The organism is Paenibacillus radicis (ex Gao et al. 2016) (assembly GCF_014641555.1).
In the GTDB taxonomy this organism is placed as follows: domain Bacteria; phylum Bacillota; class Bacilli; order Paenibacillales; family Paenibacillaceae; genus Pristimantibacillus; species Pristimantibacillus radicis.
The window spans coordinates 685638-706282 of record NZ_BMHY01000001.1 but is presented as its reverse complement, the minus strand read 5'-3'; the positions used below and the strand labels follow the sequence as shown (position 1 = coordinate 706282).

22 protein-coding genes and 1 other annotated feature (1 of these 23 only partly in view) are annotated in these 20645 nt (G+C 51.3%); of the genes, 6 read left to right on the top strand and 16 right to left on the bottom strand.

Features of this window, described 5'->3' with window-relative positions; all coding sequences use genetic code 11:
* Positions 1-93 (bottom strand) — a binding site (T-box leader) (it extends 123 nt beyond the left edge of the window).
* An 80-nt stretch (positions 94-173) separates the two neighbouring features.
* Together IEX98_RS03015 and IEX98_RS03010 are read right to left on the bottom strand one after the other, a co-directional pair.
* Positions 174-1145: a DUF4871 domain-containing protein gene (locus IEX98_RS03015; protein ID WP_188887441.1), complete on the bottom strand. Its 972-nt coding sequence runs from the start codon at positions 1143-1145 to the stop codon at positions 174-176.
* Positions 1142-1699 carry an RNA polymerase sigma factor gene (locus tag IEX98_RS03010; RefSeq protein WP_374705307.1) on the bottom strand — a complete coding sequence of 186 codons (558 nt, stop codon included), beginning with the start codon at positions 1697-1699 and terminating at the stop codon, positions 1142-1144. Before IEX98_RS03010 ends, IEX98_RS03015 begins: the two co-directional genes overlap by 4 nt.
* Positions 1700-1861: 162 nt before the next feature.
* Here IEX98_RS03010 and IEX98_RS03005 point away from each other — a divergent pair, with 162 nt between their 5' ends.
* Positions 1862-2854, top strand: a complete 993-nt coding sequence (locus IEX98_RS03005) for a lipoate--protein ligase (protein WP_188887440.1) — start codon at positions 1862-1864, stop codon at positions 2852-2854.
* 42 nt (positions 2855-2896) lie between these two features.
* Here the strand turns inward: IEX98_RS03005 and IEX98_RS03000 are convergent, their stop codons facing one another.
* The 3 genes from IEX98_RS03000 to IEX98_RS02990 are packed head-to-tail and all read right to left on the bottom strand — an operon-like array spanning position 2897 to position 3907.
* The gene (locus IEX98_RS03000; protein ID WP_188887439.1) at positions 2897-3358 is read right to left on the bottom strand and encodes a VanZ family protein; all 462 of its coding nucleotides are present in this window, start codon (positions 3356-3358) and stop codon (positions 2897-2899) included.
* Between the two features lie 39 nt (positions 3359-3397).
* Entirely contained in the window at positions 3398-3697 is a 300-nt protein-coding gene (locus IEX98_RS02995; protein ID WP_188887438.1) for a hypothetical protein, read from the bottom strand.
* Between the two features lie 12 nt (positions 3698-3709).
* Positions 3710-3907 carry a YwbE family protein gene (locus IEX98_RS02990; RefSeq protein WP_188887437.1) on the bottom strand — a complete coding sequence of 66 codons (198 nt, stop codon included), beginning with the start codon at positions 3905-3907 and terminating at the stop codon, positions 3710-3712.
* A 130-nt stretch (positions 3908-4037) separates the two neighbouring features.
* On the opposite strand from IEX98_RS02990, the gene IEX98_RS02985 reads away from it, so the two are divergent.
* Positions 4038-5804, top strand: a complete 1767-nt coding sequence (locus IEX98_RS02985; RefSeq protein WP_188887436.1) for a DEAD/DEAH box helicase — start codon at positions 4038-4040, stop codon at positions 5802-5804.
* Positions 5805-6053: 249 nt separating this feature from the next.
* Entirely contained in the window at positions 6054-6140 is an 87-nt protein-coding gene (locus IEX98_RS29055) for a dihydroorotate dehydrogenase (RefSeq protein ID WP_229691997.1), read from the top strand.
* 97 nt (positions 6141-6237) lie between these two features.
* Here IEX98_RS29055 and IEX98_RS02980 read toward each other — a convergent pair whose 3' ends face one another.
* From IEX98_RS02980 to IEX98_RS02965, 4 genes are all read right to left on the bottom strand, one after another.
* Entirely contained in the window at positions 6238-6978 is a 741-nt protein-coding gene (locus IEX98_RS02980) for a pseudouridine synthase (RefSeq protein WP_188887435.1), read from the bottom strand.
* Positions 6979-6981: 3 nt separating this feature from the next.
* Positions 6982-8628: an RsmB/NOP family class I SAM-dependent RNA methyltransferase gene (locus IEX98_RS02975; protein WP_188887434.1), complete on the bottom strand. Its 1647-nt coding sequence runs from the start codon at positions 8626-8628 to the stop codon at positions 6982-6984.
* A 159-nt stretch (positions 8629-8787) separates the two neighbouring features.
* Complete coding sequence (locus IEX98_RS02970; RefSeq protein WP_188887433.1) at positions 8788-9591, bottom strand: GTP pyrophosphokinase; 804 nt, start codon at positions 9589-9591, stop codon at positions 8788-8790.
* 17 nt (positions 9592-9608) lie between these two features.
* Positions 9609-10706, bottom strand: a complete 1098-nt coding sequence (locus tag IEX98_RS02965; RefSeq protein ID WP_188887948.1) for a quinone-dependent dihydroorotate dehydrogenase — start codon at positions 10704-10706, stop codon at positions 9609-9611.
* A gap of 194 nt (positions 10707-10900) precedes the next feature.
* Between IEX98_RS02965 and IEX98_RS29340 the strand changes: the two genes are divergently transcribed.
* Entirely contained in the window at positions 10901-11023 is a 123-nt protein-coding gene (locus IEX98_RS29340; protein ID WP_268237817.1) for a hypothetical protein, read from the top strand.
* Here IEX98_RS29340 and IEX98_RS02960 read toward each other — a convergent pair whose 3' ends face one another.
* The 3 genes from IEX98_RS02960 to IEX98_RS02950 all read right to left on the bottom strand — a co-directional run bounded on the left by IEX98_RS02960 (position 11024) and on the right by IEX98_RS02950 (position 14173).
* Complete coding sequence (locus IEX98_RS02960) at positions 11024-12394, bottom strand: L,D-transpeptidase (RefSeq protein WP_188887432.1); 1371 nt, start codon at positions 12392-12394, stop codon at positions 11024-11026. It abuts the gene before it with no gap.
* A 130-nt stretch (positions 12395-12524) separates the two neighbouring features.
* The gene (locus IEX98_RS02955) at positions 12525-12761 is read right to left on the bottom strand and encodes a ferredoxin (RefSeq protein WP_042162825.1); all 237 of its coding nucleotides are present in this window, start codon (positions 12759-12761) and stop codon (positions 12525-12527) included.
* 134 nt (positions 12762-12895) lie between these two features.
* Positions 12896-14173, bottom strand: coding sequence for a DNA polymerase IV (locus tag IEX98_RS02950; RefSeq protein ID WP_188887431.1), 1278 nt, complete (start codon positions 14171-14173; stop codon positions 12896-12898).
* 214 nt (positions 14174-14387) lie between these two features.
* On the opposite strand from IEX98_RS02950, the gene cimA reads away from it, so the two are divergent.
* Entirely contained in the window at positions 14388-16001 is a 1614-nt protein-coding gene (cimA, locus tag IEX98_RS02945) for a citramalate synthase (RefSeq protein WP_188887430.1), read from the top strand.
* A 49-nt stretch (positions 16002-16050) separates the two neighbouring features.
* On the opposite strand, the gene IEX98_RS02940 is transcribed toward cimA, so the two are convergent.
* Positions 16051-16581 carry a TlpA family protein disulfide reductase gene (locus tag IEX98_RS02940; RefSeq protein WP_188887429.1) on the bottom strand — a complete coding sequence of 177 codons (531 nt, stop codon included), beginning with the start codon at positions 16579-16581 and terminating at the stop codon, positions 16051-16053.
* Positions 16582-16706: 125 nt separating this feature from the next.
* On the opposite strand from IEX98_RS02940, the gene IEX98_RS02935 reads away from it, so the two are divergent.
* The gene (locus tag IEX98_RS02935; protein ID WP_188887428.1) at positions 16707-17147 is read left to right on the top strand and encodes a Mov34/MPN/PAD-1 family protein; all 441 of its coding nucleotides are present in this window, start codon (positions 16707-16709) and stop codon (positions 17145-17147) included.
* On the opposite strand, the gene IEX98_RS02930 is transcribed toward IEX98_RS02935, so the two are convergent.
* The 3 genes from IEX98_RS02930 to IEX98_RS02920 are packed head-to-tail and all read right to left on the bottom strand — an operon-like array spanning position 17133 to position 20352.
* Positions 17133-17867 carry a 3'-5' exonuclease gene (locus IEX98_RS02930; protein WP_188887427.1) on the bottom strand — a complete coding sequence of 245 codons (735 nt, stop codon included), beginning with the start codon at positions 17865-17867 and terminating at the stop codon, positions 17133-17135. The two genes, IEX98_RS02935 and IEX98_RS02930, sit on opposite strands and share 15 nt — an antisense overlap.
* A 17-nt stretch (positions 17868-17884) precedes the next feature.
* Positions 17885-18952 carry a DUF294 nucleotidyltransferase-like domain-containing protein gene (locus IEX98_RS02925; protein WP_188887426.1) on the bottom strand — a complete coding sequence of 356 codons (1068 nt, stop codon included), beginning with the start codon at positions 18950-18952 and terminating at the stop codon, positions 17885-17887.
* 41 nt (positions 18953-18993) lie between these two features.
* Positions 18994-20352, bottom strand: a complete 1359-nt coding sequence (locus IEX98_RS02920; RefSeq protein ID WP_188887425.1) for an ammonium transporter — start codon at positions 20350-20352, stop codon at positions 18994-18996.
* Positions 20353-20645: the final 293 nt, after the last annotated feature.

The window sequence follows — 20645 nt, the reverse complement described above, 5'->3', positions numbered from 1 at the left end:
GCGAGTTCATATCGCTGCAGGTCCGGCTTGCACCATCCGCCGGCTCTCTAAGCCTTGCAACACGACATTACTGTTCCTCTTCAACGCCAATTATGGTTGAAAAATTAGCTTAACTTTCTTATATATTAAAGAAGCGGCGCGCTCATGTCAAGATATCGGACAAGCAATTGGCGTTATTCCTTCGGCTCCTCAGCCGTCACCGCAATACTGCCCAGCAGCTTGCCGTCGACATACGCCATAATGCGCCATCTGCCTGCCTCCGGGAGCATCAGTGTAGACGGAAAATACCGGTCCGCATAATTGGATTTAGCTCCTGTAACGGATAGCGAGAACAGCTCAATCAACCCGGTGCCGCCTTCCTTTGCCGCTACCGCCTTAAACTCGCCCTGCAGCTCGCTTTCCTCGCCCCATAGCCACCACATATATTTATTCGCTTTCCCAGCGATAAATGGCTGATTCATCACCCCTAGCCGCCCTGGTGTGCCGCGCACCGAATAAGGCTCTGAAACGAATACCTGACTTTCTTCCCAAGCAGGCTCCGCTGCTTCAAGAATGGCATCACCGTAAAAAACACCGTCCAGTTCCACTATAAACCGCCAATAGCCCGATAATGGAACCCCCGCTCCGGCAATCGCGTAACGGGACAGGGTCTCGTAGCCGCTGCTCGGCTCCGTTATTTTATCACCTGCAACAATTGTCTCCTCTATGCCAGAATCGGCATGTACGGCTTTTATTGAGATTGTCTTGCCCTCATAGACCTTAAACGGCTCTTTGAACGAAATGATAAGTCCCTGCGGAGTGCCCGCTTCGAAGTCGCCGCCCGGCATCATCTCTAGCAATTCTCTGCCTTCACGGGTATAGGCTGTGCGCTCCTCAAGCTGTATCGGCTTAGAAGTTGCAATTAACAGATGGCTAACATTATCCGGCAAAGCCTGCCAAGCCGCGAAAACTAACAGCGCAACTGCCGCAGCAATGCCTCCAACACGCCAGCGCAAGCGGTTTGCCCTCGTTCTGCGGGCGGTTCCTCTCCTTACTTCGCTCCGAATCTTCTCTTTCATATTTTCAGAGAAAGGCTCCTGCCGGAACGGTGACTCCTTCATCCGCCTAGTCCAATCTGGTATACCTGATTGATTGTCGTCCTTCATATTTGATCAACTCCTTTGGGAGCCTTCAACAAGCGGGCAAGCTTGCCTTTGGCGCGATGACTTCTCGATTTGACCGTCCCCTCCGATAACTGAAGCAGCGACGCTATTTCCTTAATGGACAAGCCATAATGGTAATCCAAAATGAGCACCTCGCGAAACTTGAGCGGAAGCCCCAGCACCGCATCCCATAGCTCACGCGCGTCCTCCCGGAACAGCAGCTCGTTTTCTGCGGACGGCGATGGAGAGCCGACATCCATCACGTCCATAAGTGTCACTTTTCTAACAAAAGCCGTTTTCAAATAGGAATAGCTTTTATTTCTCGTCATCGCAAGCAGCCAGCCGCGTACCGAGCTTTCACCGCGAAATGCATACATCCGCTCGTAAACCGCAAGAAACACCTCCTGCACAACATCATCGGCCGCATCCGCCCGCTTGGTCAAAAAATAAGCGAAACGCCACAAATCGCCGCCGTATTGCTGCATGAGCTCCTCCAGTACGGCATCACGATCATAGCCAGCAGCCAAATGCTGCAAATAATGCGTCTCCAGCCTCAACACCTCCCCTTAATAAGTCTGGCTAGGGCCAAAAAAGTTCCCGTTCAACCGAAATTATTTTCACCGTTCCTTGTCTACCGCGAATACATGCAATAAGGTCAAAGGAAGGTTATACTATTGAAATGAAAGCTCAATGACATAGACAAAAAAGGAGAGACCGATATGCGATTCATTAGCAACAAAGGCATTACCGACCCGACGCTTAACTTGGCACTTGAGGAATACGTGCTGCGGTCGCTGCCGGACGACGACGATTATTTGCTGTTCTACATAAACGAACCGTCTATCATTATCGGCAAAAACCAAAATACAGTTGAGGAAATCAACGCGGATTATGTGAAGGATAACAGCATCCATGTCGTTCGCCGGCTTTCAGGCGGCGGCGCCGTCTATCATGATCTGGGCAACTTAAACTTCAGCTTTATTATGAAGGATGATGGCCAGTCTTTTCATAATTTCAAAAAATTCACTGAGCCTGTCGTCCGGGCGCTCCGCAAGCTGGGTGTCGAAGCCGAATTGACCGGCCGCAATGACCTACAAGTCGGCGAACGGAAAATTTCCGGCAATGCGCAATTTTCCACAAAGGGCAAAATGTTCAGCCACGGCACGCTCCTGTTCGATTCCGAAATCGAAAATGTCGTCTCAGCACTGAAAGTGAACAAAGAAAAATATGTATCCAAATCGACCAAGTCCATTCGGAGCCGCGTAGCAAATATTTCTGAATTTTTAAGTGAGCCGATTACGATTGAGCAGTTCCGTCAAAGCATTCTTGCCTCCATATTTGAAGATGAGCAAGAGATTCCGTTCTATGAACTGACCGAGCAGGACGAGGCCAACGTACGCAAGCTCGCAGAAGAACGCTACCGCAGCTGGGAATGGAATTACGGCCGTTCCCCTGCGTTCAATATGCGCCAGACAAAGCGGATCGAAGGGGCTGGCACATTCGACGTTCGGCTCCAAGTCGAAGAAGGCGTCATCGTTGGCGCTTCCGTATACGGTGACTTTTTCGGCCGCGGCGACAGCAGCGAATTTGCTGACAAGCTGGTCGGCGTACGTTACGACGCTGACGCTTTGAAGGCCATTTTATCCGAAACGGACCTGCCCTACTATTTCGGAGCGGTAACCCCAGAGCAATGGCTGGAGCTTCTCATTTAATAGCTTTCTTAGAAAAAAAAACCGGACACAAGCCGCAAAGCATTAAGCTTTACGGCTGTGTCCGGTTTTTTGCGGAAGGAACCAAGTTCCAAAGATTAGTTTATACACGCCGTAGCCGACCGCCGCACCCAAGCTGTTAAGCAGTACATCATCCACGTCCATGCTGCCTCGTCTTGTTACCATTTGCAGCACTTCCAGCGTCGAGATGAACACGATGAAATTAATCATTGTTTTCTTAAAGCCCCAGCGGAATGCAATCGGCAGACATAAGCCAAACGGGATGAATACGAGCAGGTTGCCGCCGATATTGATCAGCCATGTATCGAAATTGTAGTGATCGAAGTAAATGAAGTAATTTTTGATCGTCGACAGCGGCTTGAGGTTGTACATCATTTCTCCGCCTCTTCTCGCCTGCCTGCCAAATCCGACAAACATCCAATACGCCAACAGAAACGTATACAAGAAAATTGCAATCGCAGCCGCACCGCGTACTACGATTCTCATTCGCCCACCCACTTCCGCTCGCTCGCCAAGCCGCGTTTCCTAAAGATGAAAACGTTCCAGCTGGTCGTATAGTTTCTCGCGCTTCAAAATTTCCTTCTGCTTCGGCCCAAGCAGATCGAAGTGCGGATATTCCGCTCTGGCATGAATATAACGTGGATTCAAGCCATTCTCCCTGCACCACGCCGCCAGCTTATTGAGATCAGAACAGCCGACCTTCGTCACTGTCTTCATATTTGGAAACCGAGGATCCAGCCAATAATGGGTCAGGTAGGCAATCTCGCCTTGCGACACCTTCCGTTTCCATTCATTCATCTCGGCCCTCTTAATTCCGAACGCCACGCCAATCTCTCCTTATGACCCGTGAATATGCTTAACCCGGCCGACTTGCCCGTCTGCCAGTCTAACTTTGATTCCATGCGGGTGAGTGGCCGATTTCGTCAGCAAATCTTTAACGATTCCCCGAGTCAGCTTCCCTGTCCGCTGATCCTGCTTCAATACAATATCGACTTCAAGCCCAGGCTTCACATGGGCGCGTTCTGTTCCGTTCATAACAATCCTTCCTTTACTGCTAGCATTTTATGAAAAACAGCATAGCATATGCCGCCAAAAGATGCACATCTAGGAGACAACTGTTATACTAAACACCATACGAAATAGATGAAATGAGGAAATTAAACTAATGTCAACCGAATTCACGACCATGGGCATCATTCCCGAGCTTACGGACAAGCTTCATCACGAAGGAATTACAACGCCGACTCCCGTGCAGCAGAAGGCGATTCCCGTGCTGCTTGCGGGACAAGACGTCATCGCCCAAGCACAGACTGGAACAGGTAAAACGATTGCGTTTGCCTTACCGATATTGCAACGAATCGACGTAACGAAGGAGCAGGTACAGGCTCTAATCTTAACGCCGACACGCGAGCTGGCCATTCAAATTACGAGCGAGCTTACGAAGCTTGCTCCCGTAGTTGGAGCCAAGGTGCTTGCCGCATATGGCGGTCAAGACGTCGTCGCGCAAATTCGCAAGCTGAACAATGCGCCTCATATCGTCGTAGCGACGCCAGGCCGTCTGATCGATCATATGAAACGCGAGACGATCAATCTTGGCAAGCTGCGCATGCTCGTACTGGACGAAGCTGATCAAATGCTGCATATGGGCTTCTTGTCAGAAGTCGAAGGCATTATTAATCAAACGCCTCGCGCACGCCAGACGATGCTGTTCTCCGCAACGATGCCGGACGCCATTAAACGTCTTGCGGAAAATTATATGAAGACGCCTGTCGACATTCGCATCAAAAGCGCGAACGTTACGCTGGACAGCATTAAACAGCTGATCATCGAAACGTCCGACCGCGGACGCCAAGATGCGCTCATTCACCTGATTGAGCAGCACCGCCCTTATTTGGCGGTTGTCTTCTGCCGGACGAAGGTACGCGCGAAAAAACTTAACGAAGCGCTGCAGGATCATGGCTTCGCTTCCGACGAGCTGCACGGCGATCTGACGCAAGCGAAACGTGAGCAGGTAATGAAACGGTTCCGCGACGCCAAGCTCCAAATTCTTGTTGCGACCGATGTTGCGGCCCGGGGCCTTGACGTTGAAGGCGTTACCCACGTCTTTAACTATGATGTGCCGCAGGATTCGGAAATTTACATCCATCGAATTGGCCGTACTGGCCGTGCTGGACAACGCGGCGTTGCGGTAACGCTCGTATCGCAATATGACCGGGGCGCTATTCAACACATCGAGCGCAATATTAATGCCGTTCTGGAACGGCGAGCGATCGACTCGGAAGGTAATATTATCGCAAGCAGCACGCCGAGAGCAGAAGCAAAAGCTTCCGCAAAGGGCGGCAAAGGCGCAGAACGCGGCGGACGCCGCGGGGGCGGAGATCGCAATGCCAACAATGATCGCGGTCGTGGACGCGGCAACAGCAGTGCCGGCAGAAGCGGCGGAAGAACTGTCCGTGACAATCGGACTGGAAGCGGCAGCAGCCGGAATAAACGTAGCGACGCAGAAGTATCCGGCGTTGTTAGCGAGAATCCTTGGCAGCAAGATGCGGGCACGGGCAGAGGTTCGCGCAGCGCAAGTGCTGCTGGCCGTGGAGGCCGGAGCGCAGCTCCAGCTCGTGAAGGACGAGGCTCGCGCGGCGAAAGCGGTGCTCCTGCCCGTGAAAGAGGTTTTTCACGCGGTGAAGCTCCTGCCCGTGAAGGCCGAGGCGCACGCAATACAGGCGGTGCTCCCGCACGTGATGGCAGAGGCGCACGCAGCGCCGGGTCGCCTGAAGGACCAGCATCCTGGGGCGCTGCGCGCAACGCCAACAAAGAGCGCGGCGAACGCCCTTCCGGCGGCAGCCGGGGCGGCGGTAAAAGCGGCGGTCCACGCTCCAGCAGCCGGGGCACCCGTCCGTCCGGCCCATCTGGCAACCGTCGCGGACGCAGCTAATTAAGTAACCCGATTGATAAAGAAACAGGGGACGAGTGACCGGGATTGGTACAAATACCGCTCCCGGTCACTCGTCCTTATGTCTCCTGCCCCAACTCCCTATTCCTCCTTCTCCCGCAGCTGCCCAAATGTAAGGCAACCGTGATATACGTCCATTCGAAACCGGGCAAATTACATATCATAGAGTATACCGAGCGGCAAGGCGTCGACAGCATAACCGCCGGAATTTATGTACGGGGAGGAATTTGCATGTCTGGTGTATATGGAGGCTCGGCGGCAGGGTTCATCCTGGTCCTGTTCATTCTTCTGGTCATCATCTCTAGAGGAATTTGGTAATCATCCCCTCTGAATGTAACATGCTAAAAAACCGCTGGGAGCATCGCCCCCAGCGGTTTTTTGCGTTCACTTGCCTGTTACGTCGTTTCAAGCTGCTCTAGCCGCGCCGTCTAAGAAGCTCCAGTTCCTCCTCAGTCAACTCGCGGTAAGACCCTTCTTCCAATTGCTCATCCAATGCAAGCGGCCCCATCGATATCCGTTTCAGGTGGACGACTTTTTTGCCGACGGATTCGAACATCCGCTTTACTTGATGGAACTTGCCTTCCGTGATGGTTAAGGAAATAGAAGAAACGATGCCGTTGTCCGTCTGTTCCTTGCCATTAATGACAAGCTCTGCTGGCATCGTCACATAACCGTCATCGAGCGTTACGCCCGCGGTGAATGCTTCTTGATCGGAAGTGCCGACATCTCCCTCGACGCGGGCCTCGTACGTTTTGGGAACATGCTTCCGCGGCGATAGAAGCTCATGTGCCAGTTGACCATCATTCGTCAGCAGCAACAGCCCTACCGTATCTTTGTCCAGCCTTCCGACGGGAAACGGCTCCCTTACTTGATCATCGATTTCCAGCAAATCGATGACGGTTCTTTCCCGGCGGTCTTCCGTCGCGGAAATAACGCCCGGCGGTTTGTTGAGCATTAAATAAATAAATTCACGATAGACGACGATTTCTCCATCTACCTTTATTTCCTGCTGCTCCGGATCGACCGTCAAGCCGCTGTCCTTGGCCGTTTTTCCGTCTACTTGTATAACGCCCTGCTTGACCAGCTTTTTAATTTCGCTTCTCGAACCGTAGCCGGTATGAGCGAGAAGCTTGTCCAGCCTCATTTTTTTAGCCATCGCCTAGATTAACCTCCATCCTGCCGGAAGCTCGTTTTTGAGCATTCCGCCATCGGCATATTTCCCCCACCCCAGCGGGTATCCATCTACGCATACGAGCACATAACCTTTTAAGGGCGGTGTTTCAACCCCGTTACCGTTCTCTTCATCCGCAATAACATTCAGCTCGGGAGGCTCCACAAATAGCGTTTCGCCTTTCAAATAACGAACCGCATTTGGATCGTTAGCGCTCCAATTGAGCGTACGCAGCGCTTCTTCGCGGCGTAAACCCATTGCAAGCGGCTGCGACGGCTCGAATACGCCGCGGCCGTTCAACTCGCCGATGAACCAGCCTGCACGGATTACGCGGAGACCATCCAGCGGCGGCAGCCCCTGCGGCTGCAAATAAATGCGGGAGCCATAAGCTTGCAGCCGGCTTGTCCCCGCTTCAAATGCGCTGGAAAGGTGCGCTTCTGCAAAAGCATACCATGCTGCCATAGGGTCTGCAGCCGTCTCAGACAGACGGGACATGGCACTCCCTTTTCCAGCCTTCTTGCTTAGTTTGCTGTCTTTGCCTGATCCACCGCGTTTCTCTGCCGCACGCAGCGCGTTCCCATTATCCTTACCGCTTCTGTGTTTGAATTTCTCCTCTTGCGCTGGCCTGAACTCTTGCTCGAACACGACATCAGCTTCAGGCACACGGATGTAGCCTTCACAAGCAGCCTTGCGCTGAAGCAGCGCTGCGTAATGACCTTCACCTTCGATGTTTTGCGGCCACAGCCTGACGGTTCCTGCAATTGACGCAAGCCGCTCAGCCGATAACCCGGCCGTTTCGGCTGCCGCAAGCCAATCCGGCCTGCCGCTTGTCCAGCCAAACTGCGGCATAAGCGGTATCACTTCGAATTCCGGATGCTCTGCCAACAACAAAGCGATCTGCGCTTCATTCTCTTCCGGAGAAAACGTGCAAGTCGAATAGACAAGCTTCCCGCCAGGAGCGAGCATTTGCGCTGCATCCTTTAAGATTGAGCGCTGCATAACTGAGCAGCGTTCAATCGAATGCTTTTCCCATTCGGCGATCATCGACTCGTCCTTGCGGAACATGCCTTCCCCCGAGCATGGAGCATCAACGAGAATTCGGTCAAACCAGCCGCCGAACACACGGGCTAGCGCAGCAGGCTCTTCATTAAGCACAACCGCATTGCGAACACCGGCCAGCTCGATATTTTTCGCCAGCGCCTTCGTTCTTTCCCTCGCGTTGTCATTGCTGACAATAACGCCGCTCCCTTGCAGCTTGCCGGCTATTTGCGTCGATTTGCCGCCTGGTGCCGCGCAAAGATCAAGGACGCGATGTCCGGGCTGCACATCCAGCAGCTCCACGGGTGCCATCGCACTTGGCTCTTGTATATAATAAAGGCCGGCATGGTAATGCGGATGCTTGCCTGGCCTTTCCCCTTCCCCGTAATAAAAGCCGTCCTCCGCCCACGGAATTGGCCGCACCGCTTCGCCCAGCGGGGACAGCCTCCTCCAATGTTCCGTATTCAGCTTCAGCCGGTTAATACGGAGCCCATAAACACGCGGAGCCCGATAGGAATCGATAAATCGCTCATATTCCTTGCCGCCGAGCAACTTCTTCATCTTGTCTGTAAAAGCAAGCGGCAAAAAGCCAGCCATATAAGTTCCCCCTGATGATCGTCTAACTCTGCGATTCAAGCTATCTTATAATACCAGATTCCATGCAAAACGAGTATAGATCATCAATCTTGGCTCATAATGAAACCCCTCGCTGCGCCGGCTTTGGCATGACGAGGGGTTTCGTTATGAGTATATCGGTTAGCTCTGGTTATTCTTTTTGGCGCGTATAATGGCCGCCTCAATATCCATCGCCAGCTGCTTCAAGCCAAACATATCGTTCTGCTCCCACAGCTCGTTAAATTTCATTTGGAATTGCGCCGCTTCCCTGATCCGGTGATAGAAATACAGATCCTGAATGTTGCTCAGCACTTTGGAGACCACATTCGCCCCTTCTTCGAAGCCGCGCTGCGCATCCAATATTTCATGCCGGATGCTGGACATTTCCGTATCCAGCTGAAAAGCCGCCTCCGCCGCTTTCTTCAGCCTTTCCTTCACATCCTCGGGAAGGCTTTCCTTATACTTATAGTTGAGCGAGTGTTCAATCGTCGCCCAGAAATTCATCGCCAGCGTCCGGATTTGAATTTCTGCAAGCACGATTTTTTGGCCAAGCGCCGTTTGTACCGGATATTCGACAATCATATGGTAGCTGCGATAGCCGCTGTCCTTATAATTCGTAATATAATCCTTCTCGTACACGAGGGACAAGTCTTTGCGGGAGCGGATAAGCTCGGCCACACGGCGAATGTCGTCCACGAACTGGCACATAATCCGGATGCCGGCAATGTCTTCAATGCCCGTCTCCAATTGATCAGCCGGAACGTTTAGACGTTTTGCCTTCTCCAGTACGCTCGATATTTTCTTCACCCGGCCGGTGACGAATTCGATTGGGGCATATGCCTCCCTCATTTTGAGCTCTACCCGCATCGTCTTAAACTTTACTTTCAGCTCTTCAACCGCTTGTTCATATGGCTGCAAAAAAAGATTCCAGTCTCTTCCGTCCATCCGGCCGCCTCCTGTTCCTATCGATGATCTGCGCCTACTGCCTCCGTTATGCTGCGGTAGCCGTCCTTTCGCAATTTTTCCTTCAGACCATTCGTCAATTCACGCAATACATCCGGTCCTTTATATATAAAAGAAGTATAAATTTCGACGAGCGACGCGCCTGCGCGAATCTTATCGTATGCGTCCTCCGCTGTAAAAATGCCGCCGGAGCCGATGATCGGAAGCTTCCCTTCCGTCTGCCTGTATACAGCACGGATTACTTCCGTCGAACGTTCCTTCATCGGCAATCCGCTCATACCGCCCATTTCGCCGGCATTCGCATGAGTCAAGCCTTCGCGCGATAACGTCGTATTGGTCGCGATAATGCCCGCCACGCCGCTTTCCTGGATCGTCGCAACAGTCAGCTCAAGCTGCTCGTCCGTCATATCCGGCGCGATTTTCACAAGCACCGGTTTCGGTTGCGCTCCCGTCTTGGCTGCCTGAAGCTTCATTTCCTCCAGCACTTCGGACAGCAGCGTGCGCAATTCATCGCCATGCTGCAGCGCCCGAAGATCTGGCGTGTTCGGCGAACTGATATTGACTACGAAAAAATCGCCATGCGGATATAACACTTTTATGCAGGCGCGGTAATCTTCGTGCGCAAGTTCATTGGCCGTTACTTTGTTTTTCCCGATATTGACCGCGACCGGTACGCGATGAATGCTGCGGCGCGCCAATTGACGGGCCATCGCTTCCGCTCCGTCATTGTTGAAGCCCATCCGGTTAATCAGCGCCTCGTCAGGCGGCAGCCGGAACAGCCGGGGCAGCTCATTGCCAGGCTGGCCCTTCGGCGTTACCGTGCCAACCTCAGCGAATCCGAAGCCAATGCTGGAAAAGGTATCGATCGCCTTCGCATTTTTATCCAGTCCTGCTGCAAGGCCAACCGGATGCGGGAAACGCAAGCCAAAGAGGTTTACCTCCAGCTCAGGAGCCTCGCTCACGCCGTACATCGCATGCATGAGACCGTTTACGCCCGGAATTTTCCCAGCCGTATGGCAGCCGTCAATAATCAAGTGATGGGCTTTCTCCGGATCCATTCGGAAGAGTACAGGTTTAAGTATTGAAGAATAAAGCAATTGCATTCACATCCGTTCCAAATTGTATGTCCTAACGAACAGTTTATCTTTTTTGGATGAAAAAGAAAAGAGCTTGTCAGCTATGTTGACAAGCTTCCATCATTGCGGATATCCGCGAAAACGATTACAATGTAGGTGTAATGTTTCTACTTTATTAATAGAAAGGTTGAATGTCGATGAGCTCTGCAAAAAGAATGCCACCGTCTCTGAAAACCAAACCCAAAGAAGAGGTTAATAAAAAGGCGTTAGTCTGGATTGGCTCCATCATTGGCGTCGTCGTGATCGCCGTAGCCGTCCTTCTTATTGTCGGCAATTAATCAATTCAACCATCGATACACTTTAGCGGGATTGCTCTCATTCGCCTGCGGCTCCAGCTTGAAACGTTCTGCAGGTGCCGCAGCTTTAGACGGCAGAGTCCCGTTTTTTATCGTGACAACCGTTCCCAGCGGCACCAGATCAAACAGCTCCTCGACATCGGCTTTCCCCATTCTGACGCAGCCTAGCGATTTGTCCAGCCCAATGCTGTCCGGCTCATCCGTACCATGTATGGCGTACAGTGTGTTTGACAACGTCATGCCCCGGCTGCCAAACGGACCGTCCTTCTTGCCATTCGGGTTCCGCACCTTCTCGCTAATGTAGAAAGAACCTTCCGGCGTTTCATCGCCGCCTAACCCGACGGGATAGCTGCGAACGATAATATCGCCGCTAACGACTGCAAGTCTATGCGTCGCTTTATCGACGACAATTTGCAGCGGCTGCCTCCATTGCTTATGCACCGCTTCTGTTCCGGATACGAACAACTCATTTGCAGATTGCTCCTGTCCAGTCTCCTCGCCTTGTCCTTTGCCAGAATCCTTCTCTGCCCGATCCGCCTTTACCGCAGCCAGCAGCGTACTGAACATTGCCCGCATCTCCGGTGTATCTCCCGAGAGGACATTGTACGGATAAGAACGCGTCAGCTGCTCCAGCTTCTGCGGCCAGCCGCCATAAAGCCGGTTATATTGATAGATGGCGCTTGCCAGCGTCCAGCGCAGCTCCTGCTCCTCCGCCCAGCGATCAAGCTCTGCCTTAGCGACCGATGAATCGGCAGGCTGGCAATTGCATGAAGCCGAGTCATGCATTCGGACATTCATGGCGGAGCTTCCGCTTTCCCGATTGACGGACATGAGAATCCGCTTCGTTCCCGTCCATTTACGCCAGCCGTCCTCTTCCTCTAATCTGACGGCCAATGCCAGATTAGGCTGCTCCGGCCATGCCAAGATGCCATTCCAGGCGCTCCCGATTGGACGACGGTCCCCTGCCTTAACAAGTACGACTCCAATTGAAGCTTTGACCGGCTGCATTGCGATAGCATCGTCCGCTACCGTCTCCACCCGCTCCGCATTTGATGGCATCAATAGCACAAACAGCAAGAACACAGCCGCTAGTCCCACGACACGGCGACTCAGCCTTTTCCGCTTCTGGCGTCTATTCCAATATTGCAGCATCTCTTGCGGCTGCTCCGCCAGCGGGTGCCGCTTCCGTTCATAAGCGTCGTAGATTTCCCCCGATTGCAGAAAGCAGTAATTCGCTTTCGCATCCATGCCGCGCAACATATATTGTTTCCCCAGCAAATACCATGCCATCTTGTTGTCGGGATGCTGGCTGACATATTGCTTCATATATAGTGTATCATCCGTCGTGTCCACGCGTATCCCTCCAAACCGAGTATATCTTTATATATCGGCAGGCAGGCGCAACTTTTGATCCTTATTCGCGAAAAAAAAGCTTCCCGCAGCCGGCTATGCCAGTCATGCGGGAAGCTTTTCGAAAAAAAAATTACATATTGAACGGTTCATCCGCGATTTTAATGGAATCCGTAGGGCATCCGTCGCAAGCATCTTGAAGATCATCGAACAGATCCTCAGGAATTGCTGTGTTGCCAGTATTGCCGTCGTTATTATAAATAACTTCCGCAATGCCTTCGTCGTCATAGTCATAAATATCAGGCGCCGTTGCGCCGCAAGCGCCGCATGCGATACAGGTATCTTTCTCTACCCATGTAAACTTAGCCATCGTATAGTTCCCTCCCGAGCAATGATAAACGGATACAGTACATATATATGCTTGTCTTCCGCTTGCTTATGAATTAGTGTAAACCTTCACTCATCAATATATAACAAACTATCGCTTGTTGGCAACATTGACCGTTAATTTACAGGATCTCCTTCGTCTCGCTGCAGGGAAGTTCCGCGCAGCCGTTTGTTGCGGATCAGAGCGGAAGGATCGTCTCCAAGCATACCTGCCGTGAGCACCGCGTCCTCGCCAAATTTGTCGCGCAAGAGGTCCATCGCTTTCGTGAGCGCCTCTTTTCGCGGCTGCTGCTCATAGTCGAACAAATCAAGCTGCACGGCCGTTTCGGCTTGCGGCGACAAGTTCTGCAGCGTAACCCCAAGAAGTCTGACCGGTTCTTTGCTCCGCCAATGCTCATCGAATAACCGGCAAGCTTCACGATAAATCTCATCGGCTGAATTGGTAGGCGAGCGCAGCGTGCAAGAGCGCGTAATCGTTGACATATCCGGCTTGCGGATCGTAATTTGTACGGTAGCCGCCATCAGCTTTTGCCGGCGCAGTCTTCGGCCCGTCTGATCCGCCAAGTTAAGCATAATCCGGTGTACGTCAGCCCGCTCCGTCACGTCATGAGGCAAGGTTGTCGTATGGCCGATCGATTTATTGCTGCCGCGATCAGGATTAACCTCCGAATGATCAATGCCATGCGCTGCGGCCTTCATCCACGAACCCATCACGCCGAATTGCTTCGCCAGCATGTGCTCGTCTGCAGCCGCCAATTGCCCGATCGTATGAATATGAAGCCGTTTGAGCTTTTCTGCCGTCTTCTTGCCGATACCGAACAATGTGTCGCTTGGCTTATCCCAGAGCAAGCCGGGCACGTCGCGAATGCGAAGTACAGTCATCCCGTTTGGCTTAAACATGTCGGACGCCATCTTGGCAAGCAGCTTATTAGGTGCAACGCCGATCGAGCAAGGAAGATTCCATTCCTTTTGAATTCGCTTCTGGATAGTCTCTGCAATTTCTAGCGGCGTTCCGAAAACTTTAGAGCCCGTAATGTCCATATAGCATTCATCGATGGAGATTGGCTCGACAAGCGGCGTATATTCCCGCGCAATCGCCATGAAGCCCCGGGAATATTTCCGATATAAATAGAAGTCCGGTTGAATAATAATGAGAGTAGGACAAAGCTTAGTCGCTTGCCTCACCGTCATTCCCGTCTTTACGCCCTTCGCTCTGGCGGCATAAGAACAGGTGACGATGATGCCCTTGCGCAGTTCGACACTGCCCGCTACCGCCGTCGCTTTTCCTTTATACAGCTCCGGATTCTCCGCCTCGTGAACAGAGCAATAGAACGCATTCATATCCAAATGGAGTATGACCCGTCCTTTAACCGGATAATTTCGTTCCACATTCATTGTATGCCACCACCATTAACAGAGGAACAGGCTGCTGTCATAATTAGTTATACTCAGCATACAGCCGAGCACATGTTCGCGTCAATGCAACATCCCTTATAACCAAGCTATTAGGGAAAATAAATTGCATCATACACTCTACATTCCGTGCAACAAGTGTTATAATGATACATTATGATTTGTAAAGGCTAACAGTGAAGGAGGCGTCCCGGCAATGACAACATCCATATCGATATTTGACACGACGCTGCGTGACGGTACACAAGGCGAAGGGATCAGCCTATCAGCGGATGATAAATTGAAAATTGCGCAAAAACTCGACGCATTGGGCGTTCATTATATTGAAGGCGGCAACCCAGGAAGCAACAACAAAGATATCGAGTTTTTCCAACGGGTAAAAGGATTGAATTTGCAAGCGAAGATTACAGCTTTCGGCAGCACTCGCCGGAAGTTCAGCTTGGCCGAGCAAGACGCCAGCCTGCTGCGGATTGCTGAATCAGGCGTGCCTGCTGCAACGCTTGTCGGCAAGTCATGGGACTTCCATGTCCATACTGCGCTGCAAACGACACTGGAAGAAAATCTTGCTATGGTCTATGACTCCATCGCGTTCTTGAAGCAAAGAGGTATGGAAGCGATGTTTGATTCCGAGCATTTCTTCGACGGCTATAAGAACAATCCAGACTATGCGCTGGCCGTGCTGCGCAAAGCGCAAGAAGCGGGCGCCGATTGGCTCGTTCTGTGCGATACGAACGGCGGAACGCTGCCGGGAGAAATTCATGAAATCGTTAGCCGGGTACGCCAGGAGATCTCTGCCCCAATCGGCATTCATACCCATAATGACTGTGAGCTGGCTGTTGCCAATACTTTGGCAGCCGTACAAGCAGGAGCCCGTCAAGTGCAAGGCACCATTAACGGCTACGGAGAGCGTTGCGGCAACGCCAACCTCTGCTCCATCATTCCGAACCTGCAGCTCAAAATGAACTACGACTGCCTTGCGGATGACAAGCTTCGCGCATTGACTGGAACGGCGAGATATGTGAGCGAAATCGCCAATGTAAGCATGCCGGTCGGTCAAGCCTACGTCGGCAACGCGGCTTTTGCCCATAAAGGCGGTATCCACGTATCTGCAATTATGAAGGATTCCAAGACTTATGAGCATATTAAACCGGAGCTCGTCGGCAACAAACAGCGTATTCTCGTTTCCGAGCTGGCGGGACAAAGCAATATCATCTCCAAAGCGCAAGAGCTTGGCCTTGATATCAATGCCAACAACGAGAAAACGAAAACAATTATGGATCACATCAAGGATCTGGAACATAAGGGCTATCAGTTCGAAGGCGCTGACGCGTCCCTGGAGCTGCTGCTTCGAGAAGCATTTGGCGAGACGAAGGAAACGATTAAGGTCGATTCGTTCAAAATGCTCGTTGAGAGCTCCAAAGGCAATATGATGTCTGAGGCAATCGTCAAGCTCAATGTCGACGGTCATCCCGTGTATACGGCTGCCGAAGGCAATGGACCGGTCAACGCCCTGGATAACGCACTTCGCAAAGCGCTGATTCCTTATTATCCGAAGCTGGAGGAAATCCACCTCTCCGACTATAAGGTTCGCGTCTTTGACGAAAAGGATGCAACGGCAGCCAAAGTTCGCGTGCTGATCGAATCGACGAATTCGGTAACAACTTGGAGCACCGTAGGTGTATCAAGCAACGTGATCGAAGCCAGCTGGGAAGCACTCGTTGACAGCCTCCGTTACGCCCTGCTCAGCATGCCAAAGTCGTCTACGACACCTGCTGACAGCTTGGAGCGAATTGGACTTGTCAATCATTAAATATAAAACAACGCCCGGCAGGAGCCATTGCTCCGCCGGGCGTTGTCTTTTACTTGTATTTCGCGATGAGACGTTCCCATTCAGCGATCGTGATGACGCCATTGATTCTTTCCCGGATGACGCCCTCTGAGTCGATGAGGAAGGTCGTCGGAAACGTATTGACTTTATATTGCTTCGTCACATCTCCCGATCTGTCCATTAAGATTGGAAACGTAAATTCATGCTCCTGCACGAATTCGCGAGCCGATCTTTCCTTATCGAACTTGGTTGCATTAACGCCATATAGATTAATTTCATCGCCATACTTTTCTTGAAGCGTCTGCAGGTCAGGCGCTTCCAATTCGCAAGGCCCGCACCAGGAGGCCCAGAAGTTGACAAAGCTCAGCTTATCCTGCTTGCCTCCTACCTCATAAGCTTTCTCATCAAGGCCAGGCAGTTGAAATTCGGCGGCTACAGAGCCTGCTTTCGGCTTGAAATCCACGGCCGCAGCTGTGGAAGTGCCGTCCTTGGAAACATATTGATATACCGCTAATCCTGCCAACACAAATGCGACAATAAATAACGCCGAGGCGCGTTTCATGCTGTCCCTTCTTTCCGTACCATTCATTGCCTACATGTTACCATGTCAGACATGCAAGCTCAAGCAAGGCCCATGGCAATTCCGTGAAAACCAATACGCCATCGAAAGAGGTGCATGCTATCACTATGGCTCAAACGAAACCTTTTATACCTATAACAAGAGAAGCTTATGACGAGCTTATTGCCATTTGCAAGCGCTCCTCGCCGAACGAAGCTTGCGGATTGCTGTTAACAAGTGATATTAGCGGTGAAAACCAAATCATCGATGCCGTTCAAGAGATCAATAATGCGCATGAAGTGCCGCAGCGAGCGTTTCAGTTCGAACCTGCGTCCTGGACGAGTGCGTTCTTCGAAGCGCGAAAAAACCGGCAACGGATTGCCGGTTTCTTTCACTCCCATCCTTCATCCGCCGCTATCCCTTCACATGAAGATGAGATTGGACTGCCGCTTGCCGATGAGGGTCTCTGTTATTGGATCGTTTCCCTGCAAAACGCTGCTGCTCCGGCCGTACAGCCCTACATCCGTCTGCATGGACAGTTTATGCCGGATCCCTTAATGTTTGCTTAGATAAGCATAGAGATCGCCAAGCGTCGTAATGTTCCGTTCCAAAATGCGGTTCAAATAATGCTGCCACAACTTTGCCGTCATAATGGAATCCTCGAGAGCATGATGCCGTTCGGTAATTGGAATACATGCATCATCAAGCAAATCGTCCAACGCATAAGATGCCCGCTTGGGATCGAGCCACTTGGCCACCAGCATCGTATCGAGAACCCGATGATTCAGATTAATCTTGGACGTGCGCCAAAGCGCCGCATTCAAAAATTGTTTGTCATGGCCCGAAGCATGGGCAATCAGCAGCCGTTTGCCGATAAACTCCATAAAATCATGGAGCACCTGCATCAGATCAGGAGCGTCTTGCACCATTTCATTCGTGATGCCGGTCAGCTCAACGATAGCTCGCGGAATCCGCCTTTTCGGATTGACGAGGCTGTAGAACGATTCCTGCTCATAGACCTCAACTCCGCGCATCACCACAGCGCCAAAGGAAATGATCTCATCGCCGTTTGACGGGTAGAAGCCTGTCGTCTCCAAATCGAATATAACCACTTCAAGCTCTCTAAGCGGCGTGTTCAGTATCGACTGCTTGCGCTGCTCCCTGTTGACGGAACGAATAAACGCCATCTGCTGCGCATTTTGCGAGCCCAGCATCGAAGCGATTGCGGGCGTGAAACCGCCCATTTTATATAAGTTCCACATTCTGCCGACACCTTTAGGTTCCTTCATAATCTTCTACCACCGCCTTACGTAAGCCTTCCCATGGTTTGCTTGTATACTTTGCGCTGAAGCTTCTTCCCCAAACGAAGCGCACTCTTTAACTCTTCGGTCATTTCCTTCGTTAGCTTCCGGCTCGGCAGCTTGCCATTATTGCCATAGAGTCCATTCTCGTAATGCTCCGTCGTCATCAGACGCAGCCTCATTACGAGGCGGAATGCCTGTTCATACGCCGCCGCTTCCGGTGAAGGCAGTTCCTCCAGCTCGACAAGCCTTCGAATGCGAAGCAGGGTTGAAGTATCTCGGATGCCCGCTTGTATGGCCAGCAGCCGGATAGCATTCACCATCGGAATATAAGCACCGTATTTAATGTCCAGACTGCCCGCGTCCTCCCCATATTGCTCTTTCAGCAGATGGCCGAAAATGCCGAGAAGTACTTTATGTCTCATCGTATTGTCCAACATCCGTTTTACGATAATCGGATGATTAAGCAAATCAATGAAGAAATGCTCTTTCAGTTCATCAAGCAGCCGGGTGCTGCCGTGTACGGAACGTCCGTCTGCCATAATCAGCAGATGACGAACCGATTCCCATGCCGGTTCTTGAAACCAGCCGTTTAACTGCTGCTTCCATTGGGTGATAGACATGCACCACTCTGGATTGTTGCTAAGTACATTGCCTTCGCATGGCGGGTAGCCGTTCGTTTGAAGCATGTTCACGATCAATTCGGATAATTGCTGAAAATAATGCTGAGTGGCTGCCGAATCTGACACTGGATCTTGATAGACAATTCCGCTGTCTTGATCACTGGACAATGTCTGCTCTTCCCGTCCGCCGCTGCCGAACAATAGATATGCGTAAGGCACGGGGGGAGAACCCTTCCCCAACCGTGCCATTTCCGCTTCTGCAATAACGATGGTGCGCCGGATAACGGCGTCATGCACTTCGTTTAATTGCTCATTAAATTGTTCGACTGGACTCGCCCAGAGAAGAGCTTCCATCTGCTCGTGTACTTGATCCCGCAGCTCGCGCAGCATCTCCACATGATCGGCATTGCCGATTTGCTTCAGCAGCTGTATTCGAACCGGATCAGCCATTCCCTCGTCCTCTCCTCTCGGTCAGCCCGTCGTTTATTTGATTAACCTTGAATGTTGTTTTGACCTGCTTTTTTCAATTGCTCAGGATAACCATAAGCGCCATGCTCACTCAGGTCAAGACCGATAATTTCTTGCTCTTCTGTAACACGGAAGCCCATGATCAGTTTCATTACGCCAAGTACCAGGAACGAAGCTGCCAGTACGAATGCGCCAGCTACAACAACGGATTCGAATTGTACCCACAATTGCTTCCAGCTTCCCGTATCGATCAGACCGCCTTGGCCAACGCCCACTTTCTCAGCCAATTCTTGTGTAGCGAAGATGCCGTTAGCCAGTGTACCCCAGATACCTGCAACACCGTGTACAGACAAGGCGAAGATTGGATCATCAACTTTGATTTTTTCGAAAAACTTAGCGCTGAAGAAAATCAGGACGCCGGCAACCAAACCGATGACTACAGCAGCCCAAGGCTCAACGAATGCGCAAGATGCCGTAATGGCTACCAGACCTGCAAGCGTACCATTCAAAGTCGTCGTAATATCCGCTTTGCCAAGCACTGCCCAAGAGATAAGAAGAGCTGCGAATGCGCCAGCGCCTGCGCCGAGCATCGTCGTAAAGCCTACATAACCGAAGAAGCCGTCGCCGATAGCAAGTGTGCTGCCTGCGTTGAAGCCGAACCAGCCAACCCACAGAAGCAATACAGACAATGCCGTAAATACTTGGTTGTGACCGGAAATTTCATTAGCAGAACCGTCTTTGTTGAATTTGCCGATACGCGGCTTCAGCAATACCGTTGCTGCGAAAGCTGCAAGTGCACCGGATAAGTGAACGACTGTCGAACCTGCGAAGTCTTGCGCGCCGTCTTCAGCAAGCCAGCCGCCGCCCCAAATCCAGTGAGCAACTACCGGATAAATAACAGCGATAAATACGACCGTAAAGATTAAGTAGGAAGACAATTTAGCGCGTTCTGCGAAACCGCCCCATGCGATGGAAAGCGATACAGCTGCAAATGCCAGTTGGAAAAGGAAGAATACCGATTGCGGTACACCTTCGCCATCGCCGGCATAACCGGGATTGAAGAAGAAATTGCCCCAGCCGATAAAGCCGTTGCCGTCACCGCCGAATGCGATACCGTATCCGATTGCCCAATAAATAAGTGCTGCAAGACCTGCGGTGAAAATAGTTTTGCCAGCAACGTGTCCAGCGTTTTTCATTCGAGTGGAGCCCGTTTCAAGAAGAATAAATCCGCCTTGCATGAGCAGGACGAGTACGAATGCGATCATGACCCAAAGCGAGTTGATACCAATGTCCAACGACTTGCCAGACGGATCATCGGCAAATGCCATTGCCGGGAATACCAAACTGAGTGCACCTAATGTTACTAATAACTTCTTGACCATGACGACCACTCCCTTAGTGTTATGTTTCCTTACATTCTAGGAAAGACTTAATGTCATTATAGTCAGAAGTGCTCAGTTTGACAATACACTTTATTCAATTTATCAAAAAAAATCTAACGTTCGTGTCTCCAAAAGGTCTTAATGTTAAGTTTTTTAACAATATGGCAGTATTTTAGCTCCTGCAATCCCCCTATTCTTCGCATTTTGTTTCTATTGAATCGTATTGGCCTACTATAGACCTGGGACTAGACGAATCAATTCCACTAAATTACATCGCAATGTAACACGTTTGA

Coding starts and splice junctions, on each gene's coding strand:
- IEX98_RS02985 (WP_188887436.1), top strand. CDS start 4,038: ATGTCAACCGAATTCACGACCATGGGCATCATTCCCGAGCTTACGGAC.
- IEX98_RS29055 (WP_229691997.1), top strand. CDS start 6,054: ATGTCTGGTGTATATGGAGGCTCGGCGGCAGGGTTCATCCTGGTCCTG.
- IEX98_RS03005 (WP_188887440.1), top strand. CDS start 1,862: ATGCGATTCATTAGCAACAAAGGCATTACCGACCCGACGCTTAACTTG.
- IEX98_RS02955 (WP_042162825.1), bottom strand. CDS start 12,761: ATGGCTAAGTTTACATGGGTAGAGAAAGATACCTGTATCGCATGCGGC.
- IEX98_RS02925 (WP_188887426.1), bottom strand. CDS start 18,952: ATGGCTGATCCGGTTCGAATACAGCTGCTGAAGCAAATCGGCAATGCC.
- IEX98_RS02990 (WP_188887437.1), bottom strand. CDS start 3,907: ATGAACGGAACAGAACGCGCCCATGTGAAGCCTGGGCTTGAAGTCGAT.
- IEX98_RS02920 (WP_188887425.1), bottom strand. CDS start 20,352: ATGGTCAAGAAGTTATTAGTAACATTAGGTGCACTCAGTTTGGTATTC.
- IEX98_RS02980 (WP_188887435.1), bottom strand. CDS start 6,978: ATGGCTAAAAAAATGAGGCTGGACAAGCTTCTCGCTCATACCGGCTAC.
- IEX98_RS02975 (WP_188887434.1), bottom strand. CDS start 8,628: ATGGCTGGCTTTTTGCCGCTTGCTTTTACAGACAAGATGAAGAAGTTG.
- IEX98_RS03000 (WP_188887439.1), bottom strand. CDS start 3,358: ATGAGAATCGTAGTACGCGGTGCGGCTGCGATTGCAATTTTCTTGTAT.
- IEX98_RS02970 (WP_188887433.1), bottom strand. CDS start 9,591: ATGGACGGAAGAGACTGGAATCTTTTTTTGCAGCCATATGAACAAGCG.
- IEX98_RS29340 (WP_268237817.1), top strand. CDS start 10,901: ATGCCACCGTCTCTGAAAACCAAACCCAAAGAAGAGGTTAATAAAAAG.
- IEX98_RS03015 (WP_188887441.1), bottom strand. CDS start 1,145: ATGAAGGACGACAATCAATCAGGTATACCAGATTGGACTAGGCGGATG.
- IEX98_RS02940 (WP_188887429.1), bottom strand. CDS start 16,581: ATGAAACGCGCCTCGGCGTTATTTATTGTCGCATTTGTGTTGGCAGGA.
- IEX98_RS02950 (WP_188887431.1), bottom strand. CDS start 14,173: ATGAATGTGGAACGAAATTATCCGGTTAAAGGACGGGTCATACTCCAT.
- cimA (WP_188887430.1), top strand. CDS start 14,388: ATGACAACATCCATATCGATATTTGACACGACGCTGCGTGACGGTACA.
- IEX98_RS02935 (WP_188887428.1), top strand. CDS start 16,707: ATGGCTCAAACGAAACCTTTTATACCTATAACAAGAGAAGCTTATGAC.
- IEX98_RS02930 (WP_188887427.1), bottom strand. CDS start 17,867: ATGAAGGAACCTAAAGGTGTCGGCAGAATGTGGAACTTATATAAAATG.